The organism is Streptomyces pactum (genome assembly GCF_016031615.1).
Taxonomy (GTDB): Bacteria; Actinomycetota; Actinomycetes; order Streptomycetales; family Streptomycetaceae; genus Streptomyces; species Streptomyces pactus.
In genome coordinates this window covers 6,210,751-6,227,357 of the sequence record NZ_JACYXC010000001.1, presented here as the reverse complement: position 1 = coordinate 6,227,357, position 16,607 = coordinate 6,210,751, and the positions used below count along the sequence as shown (strand labels likewise).

13 protein-coding genes, 1 tRNA gene and 1 pseudogene are annotated in these 16,607 nt (G+C 73.0%); 7 read left to right on the top strand and 8 right to left on the bottom strand.

From position 1 onward, the window contains the following. Positions 1-398: 398 nt before the first annotated feature. Positions 399-758 (bottom strand): hypothetical protein, encoded by a 360-nt coding sequence (locus tag IHE55_RS24590; RefSeq protein WP_197992228.1) that lies wholly within the window; start codon positions 756-758, stop codon positions 399-401. A gap of 14 nt (positions 759-772) precedes the next feature. Next, positions 773-2,026 carry a helix-turn-helix domain-containing protein gene (locus IHE55_RS24585; RefSeq protein WP_197991013.1) on the bottom strand — a complete coding sequence of 418 codons (1,254 nt, stop codon included), beginning with the start codon at positions 2,024-2,026 and terminating at the stop codon, positions 773-775. Between the two features lie 509 nt (positions 2,027-2,535). Between IHE55_RS24585 and IHE55_RS24580 the strand changes: the two genes are divergently transcribed. The 4 genes from IHE55_RS24580 to IHE55_RS24565 all read left to right on the top strand — a co-directional run bounded on the left by IHE55_RS24580 (position 2,536) and on the right by IHE55_RS24565 (position 5,604). Beyond that, entirely contained in the window at positions 2,536-2,664 is a 129-nt protein-coding gene (locus IHE55_RS24580; protein ID WP_197991012.1) for an albusnodin family lasso peptide, read from the top strand. A gap of 67 nt (positions 2,665-2,731) precedes the next feature. Then, positions 2,732-4,429, top strand: coding sequence for an albusnodin/ikarugamycin family macrolactam cyclase (locus tag IHE55_RS24575; RefSeq protein ID WP_197991011.1), 1,698 nt, complete (start codon positions 2,732-2,734; stop codon positions 4,427-4,429). Continuing rightward, the gene (locus IHE55_RS24570; protein WP_197991010.1) at positions 4,411-5,058 is read left to right on the top strand and encodes a lasso peptide biosynthesis B2 protein; all 648 of its coding nucleotides are present in this window, start codon (positions 4,411-4,413) and stop codon (positions 5,056-5,058) included. Before IHE55_RS24575 ends, IHE55_RS24570 begins: the two co-directional genes overlap by 19 nt. Then, entirely contained in the window at positions 5,059-5,604 is a 546-nt protein-coding gene (locus IHE55_RS24565) for a GNAT family N-acetyltransferase (protein ID WP_197991009.1), read from the top strand. It abuts the gene before it with no gap. A gap of 503 nt (positions 5,605-6,107) precedes the next feature. Here IHE55_RS24565 and IHE55_RS24560 read toward each other — a convergent pair. Next, positions 6,108-6,195 (bottom strand) — tRNA-Leu (locus IHE55_RS24560). A 535-nt stretch (positions 6,196-6,730) separates the two neighbouring features. Here IHE55_RS24560 and fdhD point away from each other — a divergent pair. Continuing rightward, complete coding sequence (gene fdhD, locus IHE55_RS24555) at positions 6,731-7,630, top strand: formate dehydrogenase accessory sulfurtransferase FdhD (RefSeq protein WP_197992227.1); 900 nt, start codon at positions 6,731-6,733, stop codon at positions 7,628-7,630. A 109-nt stretch (positions 7,631-7,739) separates the two neighbouring features. On the opposite strand, the gene IHE55_RS24550 is transcribed toward fdhD, so the two are convergent. Then, entirely contained in the window at positions 7,740-8,222 is a 483-nt protein-coding gene (locus IHE55_RS24550; RefSeq protein WP_197991008.1) for a MarR family winged helix-turn-helix transcriptional regulator, read from the bottom strand. An 84-nt stretch (positions 8,223-8,306) separates the two neighbouring features. Between IHE55_RS24550 and IHE55_RS24545 the strand changes: the two are divergent. Then, positions 8,307-9,237: pseudogene (locus IHE55_RS24545) on the top strand (quinone oxidoreductase family protein). A gap of 677 nt (positions 9,238-9,914) precedes the next feature. Beyond that, positions 9,915-11,855, top strand: a complete 1,941-nt coding sequence (locus IHE55_RS24540; RefSeq protein WP_232265685.1) for a sialidase family protein — start codon at positions 9,915-9,917, stop codon at positions 11,853-11,855. 161 nt (positions 11,856-12,016) lie between these two features. On the opposite strand, the gene IHE55_RS24535 is transcribed toward IHE55_RS24540, so the two are convergent. The 4 genes from IHE55_RS24535 to IHE55_RS24520 form a co-directional block, all read right to left on the bottom strand. Next, positions 12,017-13,204, bottom strand: coding sequence for a bile acid:sodium symporter family protein (locus IHE55_RS24535; RefSeq protein WP_197992226.1), 1,188 nt, complete (start codon positions 13,202-13,204; stop codon positions 12,017-12,019). 197 nt (positions 13,205-13,401) lie between these two features. Then, on the bottom strand, positions 13,402-13,938 hold the full coding sequence (locus tag IHE55_RS24530; RefSeq protein ID WP_197991006.1) for a flavin reductase family protein: 537 nt from the start codon (positions 13,936-13,938) through the stop codon (positions 13,402-13,404). Positions 13,939-14,286: 348 nt separating this feature from the next. Further along, entirely contained in the window at positions 14,287-15,798 is a 1,512-nt protein-coding gene (locus IHE55_RS31720) for a dihydrodipicolinate synthase family protein (RefSeq protein WP_232265684.1), read from the bottom strand. After that, the gene (locus IHE55_RS24520) at positions 15,798-16,595 is read right to left on the bottom strand and encodes an aldolase (RefSeq protein WP_197991005.1); all 798 of its coding nucleotides are present in this window, start codon (positions 16,593-16,595) and stop codon (positions 15,798-15,800) included. The genes IHE55_RS31720 and IHE55_RS24520 overlap by 1 nt, the downstream gene beginning before the upstream one ends. Positions 16,596-16,607: the final 12 nt, after the last annotated feature.

The window sequence follows — 16,607 nt, the reverse complement described above, 5'->3', positions numbered from 1 at the left end:
CGCCGGTGGAGATCCCCGGGCCCGGCGATGGCGGCGACGTTCCCTTCCCCGGCGCGCCGGGCACGGCCCCAGCCCCCGAGGCACGGACCGACTCGACCCGTCCTCCCCCCCGCTCCGCCCTGGGAAGGCTCACGGCTGCCGGTCCCGCGCTCGGGCACGCCACTGGTCGGAACAACAGAAAAAACCCCAGGTGACCTGGGGTTTCTCGCTGGTGTCCGAGGATGCGTGAACTCTCCTCTCGGCCACCATCCCACGACCGCTCCGACCTGGGGAAACACCCGTCGGCAGGCTTGATTTCGGCGGGCGCTTCTCGTCTTCTTTCCTGCTGTTTCAGGCCCTCTCGGGCCCCTGGTGGTCACGCGTTGGTCACATGACCAACCCTCGGACCCTGACCCTGATCAGGACTTTTCGATGGCCTCGAAGATATCGGCGTCCGTCTCCTGCTGCCACGCCGGGAGGTCGGGCCAGTCAGCGACGTACCCCGGCTTGGGGCTCTCGAAGTGCTTGAACATCTGCGCCGTCCAGCACACCGCCACGAACCGGCCCTTCTGCTCACGAGACAGCTTCGCCGTGTGCCCGCCACTGATCTCGATGAACTGGCGGACCTGGTCATACACGGCGCCTGCGGCCTCGCGCTCCCACTGGGGCGTGTCCTCCCAGGGGGTGACGTACCCGGGCTTCGGCTCCCCCGGGAAGTGGCGGTGCACTCCTTCGATCCAGGCTTCCCGGAACACTCGTGCGCCTTCGACCTGCGACATGCCAACCCCTCTCGTCACGGCGTGCTCAGCGTGGCGATCTCCGCCCCCAGCTCCGCTACCCGGCGGTCCCTGCTCAGGGTGCCGAACTCATCGCACAGGCTCTGGAGTCTACGGGCGACGTATCCGGATGATGACGCTTGGGCCAGCCGGATGGCCTCACGCCCGTACGCGACTACTTGTTCAGGATCACGGCGCTTCGCTCCGACGGCGGCAAGATCGGTGAGGACGGCGCCCCTGCGCCGGTACGACTGCCCGGAGGCAAGGGCGGTCTGAGCCAGCGCCTTCTTCAAGGTCTCCTCCGCCAGGTCAAGGCGCCCAAGTTGTACGTAGCGCGCTCCCCGTTCCTCGGCCAACCGGGTGCCGTCGAAGCGAAGCCAGCCCCCATTGGTGCTGTCCGTGGTCAGCTCCATCACCCGCTCGGCCTGGTCCAGTGCGCGCTCGCAGGCGTCCAGGTCACCAATGCCGGCGTATGCCTCTGCCTGGACGGCGGCGACCCAATGTCGGGTGGCGAGGATGCTGTCTCCCCGCTTGGCCAGTCTCTCCGCCGCTCCAAGGACCTGCGCCGCCTGCCGGTAGTGGTGCTCGGACATGTCCACGTAGGCGTACCGCACGAGGGCGCAGGCCCACAGGTCGAAGGCTCCGGCGTCCTTGCTGACGGACGCCGCCAGGGAGTACGACGCTGCCGCATCGGTGTATCGGTTGTCGTCGAAGGCGACTTCTCCGGCGAGCTGGAAGAGGTCGGCTGCCGCGTGCAGGAGCGGGCGGGAATTGCCTCGGGTGCCCGCCAGGGCTTCGTTCAGTGTCGAGAGCTGGTCGCGGACGACGGGGTAGACGGAGCCTTTGGCGCGGGCTAGCTGGTACACCTGCCAGAGGCGGTTGTTCATCCGCGTGAAGTCGGCGGGCGCGCCCCTACGCACCCCATCGGTGAGGGCTTCTGCCTCGTCCAGCGGCAGGGCGGTCAGGGCTCCGCTGACGGTGAGGATGCGGAGAAATTCGCGGCGGATCATTTCGTCGGGGTCTCCCGGGCCTTGACGGTCACTGGACTGCTGCCCTGCGGCCTCCTGGCTGACGGCTCGTGGCTGCGTCAGGAGGGTGTCAAGCTCGGTGAGGCTGACTTCAAGGGCACTGGCCAAGCCTCGCCGCTGGGGTGGCTGAGGTTTGATCCTGCCGCTTTCCCAGCGCCCGACCGTGGTGCGGTCAACCCCGAGTAACTGAGCCAATTTCTCCTGACTGTAGCCCAGGGCTTTACGTCGTTCCGCCAGTCCCATGGCGGCCCCTTTCCCTGTCTTGCGCCCTCGCACCGCCGTGCACAGATCTGCCTCAAGACTGCCGCACCGATGCCGTGGAGTGCTCGGAGTCCCAGCGCTTTCCTTGGAGTTGTCACGAACAGGGGCAGGCACAAACCTGCGGAAGGGTGCAGACATGGCAGCGAAGAACGGCCTGGCTTGCTTACGCCTGGGGCCCAAAGCCGTCAGCCGCCGTCGGGACACGACCCCGTTGGATCGGTCCTGACCGGTACCTGGACGTTGGGCCACATCCTCGCTCTGTTCCTCCTCGGCGTCACCGCGATGCAGGACAACGGGCTCGAAGATCACGCCTCGCCCTTGGCCCATCGATCCGTCCCGGACCGCGAGACGCCCACCTGAGCAGGTGCGCCGATCACTCCGCGGCGCGCCCTAAGCCGCCTCTCGGGTCGCACGACTCGCATCGAGAGGCTGTTCCACCGTGCAGGGGTCCCCCCTCCACGCCCTACGGATTTCGGACGGAGGTGAACATCATGGAGGACCGCTCTCAGCTCGACACCGAGCCGGTTGAGGAGGTCGTGAGCCTGGAGGACGCGACGCTTCTGACGAAGGGCAACACCGACACCAGCGTGGAGAACAAGCGCTCGCCCTACGGGGCCTAGCGTCCGGCGGCGGCATCTTTCTGAGGTGCCGCCGCACCCTTTCAAGCTGATCGGAGGAGGTGACTACATGCGTTGGTTCGGTGGCGCTCGCGCCTCGTCCGGCACGCCTCCGGTGCCCTGGGGCGCGCGGCGCTTATGGCGGGAGCCGGAGGTCTGGTCCGTTGAGACCACGGTCCGCCTGGCAGAGAGTGAAGGCGGACGACGGCTGGCGGTGTTCGGTCCCTGCGGAGCGACGGACACGGAGCTGGCCCGGCTGGTTCGCTGTACCGACCTGCAGGAGTTCGACGCGGCGGCAACCGCCTGGTCTGGTTCGTACACTCTCGCCTTGGACGACCGTGGAGACTCGCTCACCCTGTGGGCCGATCCGGCGGGCTCATGCCCGCTCTACGTGACCGAGATCGATGGCGCACACGTGTGGGCCTCAAGCTCACTGGCGCTTGCGTCCCTGCTGGGGAGTCGGCCGGACACTGCTTGGCTGGCGGCTCACCTGGTGGACCCGGCCGCTTGGACGCCAGGGCTGTCGGCTTGGACCGGTGTTGAGCAGGTACCCCCGGGGCATCGATGGACAGTCCCGCACGACGGAGCACCGTACTCAACCCCCTACTGGAGGCCGGTCTCCTCCACCTGGCCCGAGGCGGTGTACAGACTCCGCAGCGACCTGGCGAACAGCGTCCTCATTCGTGTGAACGGGCGGCGTGTTTCGTCAGATTTGTCCGGCGGCCTGGACTCAAGCACCCTCGCTGCACACGCCGCACAGTGCGGCGCGGTACTGGGAGTCACGTTCCACCCCAAGGGGCGGGAGTCGGGAGGAGACGCGGACCACGCCCGCAGCGTGGCACGCGCGTTCCCATCCATAAGGCACAGCTTCATGGCCTTGGGGCGGGAGCACCTGCCGTTCACAGACCTGGACGCACTGGTACTCACGGATGAGCCAGCACCATCCGCCGTGACCATCGCCCAGCTCTGTTCGCATTTCGCCCTGCTGGCCGCTGAGGGCGCGTCCGTGCACCTGACCGGCGATGGGGGCGACTCCCTGTTCATGCCACCGCCGGTGCACCTGGCGGATCTCGCGCGCTCGGGCCGGCTGCTACGTCTGGCCCGAGACGCCCAGGCATGGGGGCGTCTCCACCGTTCGAGCCCCTGGCGTGTCGTGGCCGCAGCCTGCAAGGCACCCGCCCGACTGGGCAATGTGTCCCTACCGAAGCCTTGGCTCACCCATCACGCGGTCACGCTGGCCGAGTCGGTTGTCTCGACAGACGCGGACCCGGACCACTTGGGTTACGCCGATCGCCACCTCCTGAACGAGGCCCGCTATGTGGGCCGCACTGCCGCGACGGAGAATCAGCTCGCTGCCGTGTACGGGATCGAGATGCACAACCCGTTCACGGATGCCCGGGTTCTGGAGACCGTGATGGCCGCCCCCTCGTCGGAGCGCTGGTCCGCCCACCGATACAAGCCGCTGCTGAGCGATGCAGTCGCTGATCTTCTCCCCGATGATGTGTTGCAGCGCGGCTGCAAGGGGCTGTTCGCGGTGGACCACCATCACGGGCTCCGCGCCAACCAGACCCGCGTCCTGGAACTCGTGGCCGGCCATCTGGCTGACCTCGGCCTGGTGCGCCCAGCGGTCCTGCGCTCACTCCTTCGGCGGGCAGTACTCGGAATCGACATTCCCTGGGGGCTGATCGAACCGCTTCTCGGCACCGAACTGTGGCTTCGCACTACCGACACCGCAACCACGAGGGTTCGATGGGAGAAGAGGCCGTGAAGGTGCCTGCTCCTACTCGGTACACCCGCACCGCCCTCGCCGCGAACGTGGGCGTGGTCGTCAACTACCGGACCGGTACCACAGTGGTCCTTACCGGCGATGCCCTGAGCCGATGGCTCGAATCGCTGGAGCACAGCCAAGCCCCGGCTCCGGTGACTGTCCGCCCGTCCGAGATCTCATGGGGGACCAGCGAGTCATCCGCCCGGTTGGAGACCCCCGCCCCGCCTCCCTGGCCGTGGCGTCTCGCCGCGACGGCGCTTCTGCTGACGACGCTCGCTGCGCGTCACCTCGGGAGAGAGCGAACACGGTTCGGCCGATTGGTACGCCTCGCGGAAGCGGGCCGCAGTCTCCCGCCCCCGACCCGCGAACATGCGAGTCTGGCGGTCAGGTCGGTCCGTTGGGTCGCACGTGCCTTTCCCGCTCGCGTCGCATGCCTGGAGGAGTCCACGACTGCCGCTTTGCTGTTGGCTGTTGGTGGTCGCGGCGGTGCCTGGCGCCACGGCATCGCGACAGACCCGATACGCATGCACGCGTGGATCTGCGACAGTCATGACCAGCCTGTCGAAGAACCCGTCCAGACCGGTGACTACTCGCCCATCAACGGGCCAGCCAACGTCGAAGAGGTATAGATGACCGACCCGCACATCCTCCTTCCGGGCAAGCGCGTCAGCCTGGCCATGCCGAACCGCGACCACCTGCCCGACTATCACCGTTGGGAGAACGACCCCAGCACGATCCTCGGTTTCGGCACGCAGGTCCCGCAGTCCTGGGAGGTCCGTGCCGGCGGATGGGAAGCCGCAGGACGAAACCGGGACTTCCCGCAATTCGAGGTGATCACCACCGATGACCGAACACCGGTCGGCATCACGACTCTCCAGATCGATTCAGCCGTTCGGACCGCCGAGTACGTCATCCTTCTCGCGCCCGAAGCGAGGGGCAAAGGGCTGGCCACCGAGGCTACGTCCCTGACGCTTCGGTGGGCGTTCGAGTACGCCGCGCTGCGGATGGTCTGGCTCAAGGTGCTGGAGCCGAACGCAGCCGGGACCACGGCTTACCAGAACGCCGGGTTCAAACCCGCAGGGCGCCTGCGACAGTCAGGCTACTGGCTCGGCCGACCCTGCGATGAACTCCTGATGGATGTCGTCGCCGACGAGTTCTCCGCCGCGACCGCCTGAGGATGACCGGGCCCTGGCATGCCTGTTCGCCAGGGCCCGACGCAGGGCTGTGCGCTCCTGCGCGCCCGTTTCCGGCGCCCCCACCGATGTGCCGGCGCAAGGGGCTCCGGAGACTCGGGTGGGCGTCCTCGTGGCCTTGCGATGGTCGTGACGCTCCCTCTCCCGGCATGCCGGGCACGCAGCCGCACCGCACTCCTCGGCCTGGCTGAGGAAGCTCCTCTCGATCAACCCGGCGCACCCCGCCAACCCGCGAACCCCGAGTGGATCAACGCGGCAGAGCCCGTCAGGATGGCTGCACGCTCCACCTGGGCGAGGCAGGTGGCCCGGATCCCGAAAAAGTCACTGCTCGGTATGGAGCGGGCCAACTGGCCGCCTCCGGCGCCGACCGACTCGACCTGTCCTCCCCGCGCGCCGGCCAGGAAGGCTCAGGCTGCCGGTCCCGCGCTCGGGCACGCCATTGGTCGGGACAACAGAAAAACCCCAGGTGACCTGGGGTTTCTCGCTGGTGTCCGAGGGGGGACTTGAACCCCCACGCCCGATAAAGGGCACTAGCACCTCAAGCTAGCGCGTCTGCCATTCCGCCACCCGGACCAGGTGTGCTCCGCGGGCTTCCCGCGGCGACATGGATAACGATACCAAGGTTTCGGAGTGCCTCTCACCTGCGTATCCGGCCGGGAACCACTCATAAGCACGATTTATGGGCGGGGCCGCTCGGCTGCCCTGGTCCAAGGCGTCACGACGGCGGGGGTGCGGGGCCGGGCGGCCCCGGCGGCCGGACGGGGAAGCGCGCCCGGGCGACGGTGCGTGGGCGGAGCCGGGCAGGTCGGGGCGCGCCCGGACGACACCGGGGCGGCAGGCCGAGGCAGGGCGCGGACAGGGCCGGCCGGGACGGGCACGGCCCGGCGAGCCGGGCCGCGCGGCGGAGGTGAGGCTGGCGTGGGCCGGGCGGGCCGGGGGCGGGAGGGATGGCGGACAATGGGCGCGGTGCGGCCACCGGCGCCCGCCCGGCGGTGAGGGCGCGGAGCGGGTCGCGCGCACCTTCGTGACCGAGGGCCGGACGGCGGCGGGCGGACCGGCCGCCCCCCGTCCGGCCCGGACGCCAGACGAGAGACCGGGGCTGATGGATATGGGACGGGTCACCGAGCGACGGCGTGTCGTCCGGGTGCGGAACGGCGCGGTCAGCACCCGCCCGGACACCCTGGTCGCCGAGGAGCCGCTGGAGATCCGGCTGAACGGCAAGCCGCTGGCGATCACCATGCGCACCCCCGGCGACGACTTCGCGCTGGCGGCCGGGTTCCTGGTCAGCGAGGGGGTCCTGGCGCGGCCGGAGGAGCTGGCCACCATCGTGTACTGCGCGGGGGCGACGGCCGACGGCGGCAACACCTACAACGTGGTGGACGTCCGGCTGGCGCCCGGGGTGCCGCTGCCCGACATCACGCTGGAGCGGAACGTCTACACCACCTCCTCGTGCGGTCTGTGCGGCAAGGCGAGCCTGGACGCGGTCCGCACCACCGCCCGCTGGCCGGTCGGCGACGACGCCGGAGCGCCGGTCCGGGTGTCCGCCGGTACGCTCGCCGCGCTGCCCGACCGGCTCCGCGCGGCGCAGCGGGTGTTCGACCGGACCGGCGGCCTGCACGCCGCGGCGCTGTTCACCCCGGACGGCGAACTGCTGGACGTGACGGAGGACGTGGGCCGGCACAACGCGGTGGACAAGCTGGTCGGCCGCGCGTTCCGGGCGGGGCTGCTGCCGCTCCACCAGGCGGTGCTGCTGGTCTCCGGCCGGGCCTCCTTCGAGCTGGCGCAGAAGGCGGTCATGGCGGGGATACCGGTGCTCGCGGCGGTCTCCGCCCCCTCGTCCCTCGCGGTGGACCTGGCCGTGGAGACCGGGTTGTCGCTGGTGGGCTTTCTGCGCGGCTCCTCGATGAACGTCTACGCCGGCGAGCACCGGCTGGTGCTGGACGACGACGAAGAGCACCGGGCGGTGGCCGGTACCGGAGCGGAGGGCGCGGCGGGGCCGGACGCCTGACCGGGCGGCCGGGCGGCGGCGCCCGGCCGTGTTCCCGGCGTGCCGTCTCCGTGGGGCGCCCCGGAGGGGACGCCGTCGCCCCGGGCCGGGGCATCGCGGTGGGGTGCGGTCAGGCCGGGTCCGGGGCCGCCGTGCGGTCGGGGCCGCAGCCGGCTCCGGGGTCGGCGATCCGGGCGAGCAGGGCCACCAGCTGGGCGCGCTCCTGGGGGGTGAGGGCGGCGGTGAGCTCGTCGTTCGCCTCGTCGCCCAGCCTCTCGGTGCGGCGCAGCCGGCGCTTCCCGGCGGCCGAGACGGTCACGGCGTTCTTCCGCCGGTCGTCGGGGTCCGGGCCGCGCTCCACCAGCCCCTCGGCCTCCAGGTCACCGACGATCCCGACCATGTCCTTGGGGTCGATGCGCAGTGCCCGCCCCAGCTCCGCCTGGGAGACGGGCCCCAGTTCGGCGACGGCGCAGAGCACCGCGTGGTGCGTCATCCGCATGCCCTCCCGGGCCAGTGCCTGGGCCACCAGCCGGTGGCCCCGGGCCGCCGCGCGCCCGAGCAGCCAGCTGGGCAGGGTGCGGATGCGGGCGGGGGCGTACGGGGTCTCGGCCATTCGCCGAGTCTAACCAAAACCGTTGGACGCCCCCATGAATGGCGCTGTACCGTTGGGACTCCCAACGGTTTTGGAGGTGTACCGGTGCGCCGGGTGCGGTTCTACGAGTACGGCGGTCCCGAGGTGTTACGCGTCGAGGAGGCAGAGGTGCCCCGGCCCGGGCCCGGCGAGCTGCTGGTGCGCAACGAGGCGATCGGCGTCACCCTCCCCATGGTGCGGAAGGTGCGGGACGGCGGGGTGCCGCTGCCGGGGGGTGCTGGGCGGGGAGGTGGCCGGACGGGTGGCCGCGGTGGGCCCGGGGGTGACCGGGTTCGCGGTGGGCGACCGGGTGACCGCGCTGTGCTTCGCGGACGCCTACGCCGAGCAGTCGGTGGTCTCCGCCGCGATGGCCTCACCGGTGCCCGAGGGGGCCGGGGCGGTGGCGGCGGTGGCCCTGGTGCGCAGCGGCCTGGTGGCGCTCGGCGCGTACGCCAGCGCGCGCCCGGAGCCCGGTGACTCGGTGCTGGTGACCGGCGCGGCCGGCGGGGTGGGCCACCTCGCGGTGCAGCTGGCCCGGGCGCGCGGCGCGTCGCGGGTGGTCGCCGCGGCCGGTTCCGCGGCGAAGGCCGGTTTCCTGCGCGGCCTGGGCGCCGACGAGGTGGTGTGCTACGACGACGCGTCCTGGGGCGAGCCGGTGGACATCGTGCTGGACGCGGTCGGCGGCGAGCTGCTGTCCTCGGCGGTCGCCGCGCTGGCGCCCGGCGGCCGGCTGGTCGCGTACAGCTCCGGCGGCGGGACCATCGCGGCGTACGACCTGCTGGTGGGCGGCCGGAGCGTCACCGGCTTCCAGATGGCCCGCACCGCGGCGATACGGCCGGCCCTGGTGGAGAGGTGGCGTCAGGAGCTGTGGGGTCTGCTGGCGGAAGGGCGGCTGACGGTGTCGGTGCACGCGGAACTCCCGCTGACCGAGGCTGCGGAGGCGCACCGGATCATCGAGGCACGGGCCAACCTGGGCAAGGTGGTCCTCGTCCCCTGAACACCACCCGGACGGGTGACGGGGGCGGGCCGGGGCGGGAGCGGCACGGTGGCGCGGTGACGCAGGTGGCGGGGACGACGGGGGGCGGCGCCGGGCGGTGCGTCACGGGGGTGACGTCCGCACGAGCATCCCGCCCGGACGGTCGGACGCCGGCGGGCCGGAAGGGGTCGCCGGTACCCAGGCTCCGGACCACCGGCGGCCCGGAGCCCGTGCCGGCCACCCGCGGCCGGGCCACCGGGCCGGGGCGCCACCCGGCGCCGCCCCGGCCCCGTCACCTCCGGCCGCCCCCGGGCCTGGTGCGGCATCCGGGCACGGTCGCCCGGGAAGCGGAGCCGGACCCCGGACCGGGCACCCCGGGGCCCCGGCAGGACCGAAGGCCCGGGCACGACCGGGGCACGGGCCGGACCGCGAGGGGCGAGGGCCGGAAGAGGGCCGGAACCGAGGGGCCGGCGAGCCCGGGCCGCTGGCCCCCAAGGGGCGGACACGGCGCCCGCGGGGGCGCACACCGGCGGCGCGGGCGCCTCCGCGCATGGACCGACATCACCCGGTCGGCCTATTTCTATGGAAATGTGACGCCGGGTCCTTGTCGCCCGTTCCCCCACCCGCGAGACTGCGGACAGCGCACCAGGGACGTGGGATGTCGTGATGTCCGGATGTCATCGAAGGGTCGGTCGGCCATGGCGCCAGATCTCCGTGCTCGTTCCAGAAGACGGCGGTGGCACCGCACGTGGGCGTTAGTCGCCACCGCGGTCCTCGCTTCCCTCCCCATTCCGGTGCGGGCCGCGGACGCCGGTGATCCGGCGTCCGCGGCCCGCACCGCTTTCGAGCAGCAGGTACTTTTCAAGTCTTCCCGGGATCAGGGGTATTCGTGCTTCCGGATCCCGGCGATCGTGAAGACCACCGAGGGCACGCTGCTCGCCTTCGCCGAGGGCCGGGTGGACAACTGCGGTGACGCCGGCGACATCGACCTGGTGCTCAAGCGCTCCACCGACGGCGGCCGCACCTGGGGGCCACTTGAGGTGGTGGACGAGGGGGCCGGTGACACGCACGGCAACCCGGCGCCCGTGGTGGACACCCGGACCGGCCGCATCCTGCTCGCCACCACGTACAACACGGGCCGGGACGACGGGCAGAACTGTGACGTGCCCTGCGACCGCACCCCGCACCTCCAGTTCAGCGACGACGACGGCCGCACCTGGTCCGCGCCGCGCGACCTGAGCGGGTCGATCATGCCCCCGCACTGGAACTCCTGGTACGCCACCGGGCCGGTGCACGGCATCCAGCTCACCCGCGGCCGCCACAAGGGCCGGCTGGTGTTCGGGGTGAACGCCGAGACCCACGACGGCACCCGGGTGACCCACAACCACGCCGCCCTGGTGCTCAGCGACGACGGGGGCGCGTCGTGGCGGCTCGGTGCGGTGGACAGCTGGCCGGTCGCGGCCGACGGAACGTTCCGTCAGAAGCCGTCGGAGCTGACCCTGGTGGAGCGCGCCGACGGCGCCGTCTACGTCAGCGGCCGGGAGCAGGACGGTACCGACCTCGGCCACCGCGCCTACGCGGTCAGCCGGGACGGCGGCGCGAGCTTCGCCGCCCCCTTCCGCACCGTCCCTGACCTGTACACCCCGCAGGTCCAGGGGTCCCTCCTGCGGCTGCGCGACGAGGCGACGGACGGCTACAGCAGGCTGCTGTTCGCCGCCCCCGGCGACCCGGACCGGCGGCGCACCATGATGATCCGGTCCTCCTGGGACGAGGCCCGGACCTGGGACGGCACCGACCGCGGCAAGGTGGTGACCACCGACTGGTCGGGCTACTCCGACTTGGTGGCCATCTCCCGGGACGAGGTGGGCCTGCTCTACGAGGGCGGGGCGGTGGACGCCCGGGACGAGATCCGGTTCGCCCGTTTCACCGAGGACTGGCTGGGGCCGCGCCGGGGACCGGATGCCACGACCCCGGACCGGGCGTCGCGGGGCCGGGGCGCCACGGTGCTCGGCGGCACCACCGGGACCGAGGGGCGGTTCGGGCGCGCGGTGGCCTTCGACGGCCGGGACGCCGCGGTACGGCTGCCCTACCGGCCCGCGCTGCCGCTGGGCGCCGGGGACTTCACCGTGAGCCTGTGGTTCCGGTACTCCGCGGGCTCCGGGCAGCAGCCGTTCCTGTGGATGGGCGGCATCGGCAACCGGCAGCCGCAGGTGTGGCTGCGCGGCGAGCCGGCGAGCGGCAGGGTCCGGGCACTGATCACCACCGTGCAGGGCGCCGCGCCGCCGGCCTCCGCCTCGGTCAGCACCGTCGGCGCGTACAACGACGGGAACTGGCACCACGCGGCGCTGATCCGCTCGGGCGGCCGGCTCAGCCTCTCCGTGGACGGCGCGGAGGCCTCATCGGTCCCGGACGTCGCCGGCACGGTCAGCCGGACCTCTCCGTTCGGCGTCCATCTGGGCCAGGCGATGGACGGCCGCTCGCACCTGACCGGGGCGCTCGACGACGTCCGGGTCTACCGGCGGGCGCTCACCGGCACCGAACTCCGCGACGTCCGCGAAGGCGGCACGCCGCTGGACGGGAAGGGCAGCGACGTGGTGTTCCGGCTGCCGCTGGACCGTATTCGACCGGCCGCGGACTGACCGCCGGCCCCGGCCAGGTCGACCGCCGGGGACGGTCGGCCGCCGGGACGGTCGGGCCCTGGCGCGGTGGGGGCTCGTGGCGGTCGGGCCCTGGCACGGTGGGGGCTCGTGGCGGCGTGCCCGTCCGGTCGCCCGCCTTGGGCCGGGGACGCGGCCCCGCTTCACGGTGCCGGTGAGTCGGTGGCGCTCGCAACGGTCGCCGCACCGCCGGCCGCGTGGCCGTTGCCGGCACCGGCTGCCCCGCCGGGCTTCCCGGCGCCGGTTGCCCGGGTGGCTCCGGCTGTTCCGCCGGCTCCGAGGGCTCCGCCGGTACCGCCCGCACCGGCGGCCTGGTCGGTACCGGTGGCTGCGGGGGTCTGCGGGCCCGACCGGGCCGCCAGGCGTCCGGCGAGTACCGCGCAGACCATCAGCTGCAACTGGTGGAAGAGCATCAGCGGCAGCACCACCCAGCTCGCCTCCGCCCCGAACAGCACGCTCGCCATCGGCAGCCCGGCCGCCAGGCTCTTCTTCGACCCGGCGAAGAGCACGGTGATCCGGTCCGCCCGCGCGAACCCCAGCCACCGGGAGCCGTACCAGGTCAGGGCCAGCATGACGGCCAGCAGCACCACCTCCACGGCCAGCAGCGCCGACAGCCGGGGCGGCGAGATCTGCCGCCACACCCCCGCCCGGGTCCCGGCGCTGAAGGCCACGTACACCACGAGCAGGATGGCGCCCCGGTCCGCGTACCCCAGGGCCTTCCGGTGCCGGGACACGACCGGTCCCACCCGGCGGCGCAGCACCTGGCCGGCGAGGAACGGGGCCAGCAGGTGGAGCGCGACACCGGTCAGCGCACCGGTGGACAGCCCGTCGCCCATCGCCCCCGCTCCACCGCTGAGCAGCGCGGCCGCCAGCAGCGGCGTCAGCACCACGCCGAGGAGGCTGGAGAAGGAGCCCGCGCAGACGGCGGCGGCCACGTTGCCGCCGGCGATGGAGGTGAAGGTGATCGAGGACTGGATGGTGGAGGGCACCAGGCACAGGAAGAGCACCCCGGTCGCCAGCCGGTCGGTCAGCAACCACGGGGCCAGGCCGGCGGCGGCCAGCCCGAGCAGCGGGAATGCGACGAAGGTGCAGAGCACCACAGTGGTGTGCAGCCGCCACTGCCGCATCCCGGCGAGCGCCTCCGCGGTGGAGAGCCTGGCCCCGTAGAGGAAGAAGACGAAGGCCACCGCGCCGGTCGCGGCGTGCTCGGCCGGCGTGGCGGTACGGCCGGCCGCGGGCAGCACGGCGGCCAGCAGCACGGTGCCCAGCAGGGCCAGGACGTAGCCGTCCACGGGCAGCCGGGCGGGCAGGGTGAGGACGCGGCGGTTCATGATCTCCAGCGTGCGGCGCGGACCCGCCATCGGGAATCCCGCTCACCGCTCTGACTGTCATCACGTTTCGCGATGGGGCCGCGGCGGCAGGTCCGTGACGCCGGGTCTCGCGCGGTGCCACCACGCCGGGCGGGACCGGGCCGTTCCGGTACCGGGCCGGGGGGCGCCGTTGCCCGCCGGCGCGGGGGGACGCGGGTTCAGGTGCCGTCGAGGGCGGTGAGCGGCAGCGGCCAGGCCGTGGCGTAGCCGCCGTCATGGTGGACCAGGGGCGCCGCGTGCTCCCGGACCCCACCGGCGTAGACCTCGCCGACCACCAGCAGGTGGTCGCCGAGCCGCTGTTGCAGGACCGTACGGGCGGCGAGCCAGGCCGGTGCGGCGGTGAGTACCGGCACCCCGTCGGCCCTGCGGACGACGTCGGTGCCGGCGAAGCGGTCGATACCGCCCCGCGCGAACCGGCCGGCCAGTGCGGCGTTGTGCGCCCCGAGCAGGTGGACCGCGAAGCGGTCCGCCGTGCGCACCGCCCCCGCGGCCGAGGCGGACACGTCCACGCAGAAGGAGACCAGGGGCGGCCGGAGCGAGACGGAGGTGAAGGAGGTGGCGGTGAAACCGGCGGGTCCGGGCACGGTGACGATCGTGACGCCGGCCGCGTGGCGCCGCAGCGTACGGCGCAGCAGCACGTCTCCGGCGATGCCCGGCAGCGGGCCGGTCCGTCGGGGCGGGACGGTTGAGGGCATGGTTCTTCTTCCGTTCTCGGCCGGGTGAGCGGGCCGGTGGTCCGGGCGCGCGGGCCGGTGGTCCCTGGCGCGCGGGCCGGTGGTCCTGGCGCGCGGGCGGGTGGTCCGGCTCCAGGGGCGGGGGTGGGCCGGGCGCGCGGTCCGGTCGTCCGGGCAGGCGGGCCGGTGGTCCGGTCCCACGGGTGGCGTTGGCCAGGCGCACGGGCCGGTTGTCCGGCTCCAGGGGCGGGTTGGCCGGGCGCGCGGTCCGGTCGTCCGGGCAGGGGGAGCCGGTGGTCCGGTCCCACGGGTGGCGTTGGACAGGCGCACGGGCCCGGTGGTCCAGGAGCGCGGGCCGGTCGTCCGGCCCTACGGGCGGGGTTGTCCGGTACCAGGGGCGCGGCGGAGCCGGTTCGTCTCCGGTGGGTACCGGCGCACCGGCTGCCGGCCGCGCCGGCTGCCCCGGCTCCGTACCGTCTCCCGGCGCCACCGGGCCGCCGCGGTACCGGGACAGCGCGACAGCCGCGGGGTCCTGGGCGGCCCGGGGACGGCCGGGCGGTGTGGCCTCCGTGCCCCACGGCCGACCGGGCATCGACGGGGCGTGGCGCCGGGGTGCCGGTCCCGGGTCTCCGGAACCCGGGCGGCATCCCTTGTCAGGCCCGGCGCCGGGGACGCCGCGGATCGGCGCCGGGGCAGGCGCGGGCCGGTCCGGACGGGCGCCGGGGTGGGCCGCGAGTCGGCGCCGAGGTGGGCCGGCACCACGACCCGGCCTGGCCGGGCCAGGCGAAACGAGTTCCGCGGCCGACCCGGGCGGGAATCGGCACCGCGGCCGGCCCGGACGGGAACGAGTACCGCGGCCGGCCGCGGTCCGAGGCAGGGTGGGGCCCCGGGAGGGGCGCTCCGGCCCGGGGCCGGGCCGGAGCAGGTCCGGCGGACCCGGCCGTCAGGCCGGCCCCTCCCCGCAGGGGCCGTCCCCGTGACCAGGGGGTGTGCCTCCAGCCGGGTCAGCAGGTCACGCAGTTCCTCGGTGGCCTCGGCCGGCAGCGGGAGCAGCGGCGGGCGCGGCGGGCCCGCCGGCCGTCCCTGGAGTTCCAGGCCGGCCTTGATCGTGCGCGGCAGGCCGTGGGCGACGATGAACCGCAGGAACGGCAGCTGGGCCGCGAGGAGTTCGTCCGCCCGCTCCTCCTCTCCCCGGCGGACCGCGTCGTACAGGGCCAGCGGCCACCGCGGCAGCAGGCACGGCGCCGCGGTGCACCAGCCCGCCGCGCCGGAGCGGAGCGCGTCGAGGGCGACCGGGTTGCTGCCGTTGTAGACCGACAGCGAGCCCCCGGACAGCTCCCGGATGGCGCGGAAGCGCGCCACGTCGCCGGAACTCTCCTTGACCATGGTCAGGTTGGGGATCCTCGCGGCCAGCGCCACCACGGTGGGCGGCGTCAGGTCGACGCCGCTGGTGCCGGGGTTGTTGTAGAGCATCACCGGCAGGTCGGTGGCCGCCGCCACCGTGGCGAAGTGCCGTTCCAGCTCGTCCTGGGTGAGCTGCCAGTACGTCTGCGCCAGCACCATGATCGCGGTCGCCCCGTGCCGGGCGGCCACCCGGGCCCGCCGCACGGTGGTCTCCGTGCTCCAGTGCGAGACGCCGACCAGTGTCGGCACCCGGCCGGCCACGGTCGCCAGGGTGGTCTCGCAGACCGCGTCCCACTCCTTCTCGCCGAGGTAGGCGCTCTCCCCCGTGCTGCCCAGCGGGGCCACCGCGTGGCTGCCGGCGTCCACCAGTTCGCCGGTCAGCCGGCGCAGTGCCGCCAGATCGACCTCGCCGGTGTCCGGGGAGAAGGGGGTGACGGGGTAGGAGATGATCCCGCTGAGCGGGGGGCTGGACGTCATCACAGGGCCGTCCCTTCACGGACGCAGTCGGGGTGGTTGCGCAGCGCGCGGCGGGCGTAGTAGGCGAAGTTGGCCTGGTTCCGCCGGTCGGTGGAGGTCCAGTCGTGCGCCTCGCGGGCCTGCTCCGGCGGCAGTGGCTGGATCGTGCCGGCCGACATGGCCAGCAGCTGGAGCCGGGCCGCCCGCTCGATGAGGATGGCCAGGTTGCACGCCTCCTCCACGGTGCCGCCGGTCACCAGCTGACCGTGGTGGGCGAGGAGGACGGCGCGCTTGTCACCGAGCGCCGCGGAGATGATCTCCCCCTCCTCGTTGCCGACCGGGACGCCCGGCCAGTCCTTGAGGAAGGCGCAGTCGTCGTACAGCGGGGTGGTGTCCATCTGCGAGACCACCAGCGGCACTTCCAGCATGGCGAGCGCCGCCGTGTGCAGCGCGTGCGTATGGATCACGCAGTTCACGTCGGGGCGCGCCCGGTAGATCCAGGAGTGGAAGCGGTTGGCGGGGTTGGGCATGCCCGCGCCCTCCTGGACGGTGAGGTCCTCGTCCACCAGCAGCAGGTTGTCCTCGGTGATCTCGTCGAAGCCCAGCCCGAGGCGCTGGGTGTAGTAGGTGCCAGGCTCGGTCCCGCGGGCGGTGATCTGACCGGCGAGCCCGGAATCGTGACCGCCGTCGAAAAGTATCCGGCAGGTCAGCGCCAGCTTCTGCCGGGTGGTCAGTTCCGAGTCGCCGAAGTGCTCGCGCATCTGCCGCTCGGCACGGCCGACGAGCACCTCCTTCGTCTCGTGCAGCGTGTTCGCCATGTCCTCTCGCTC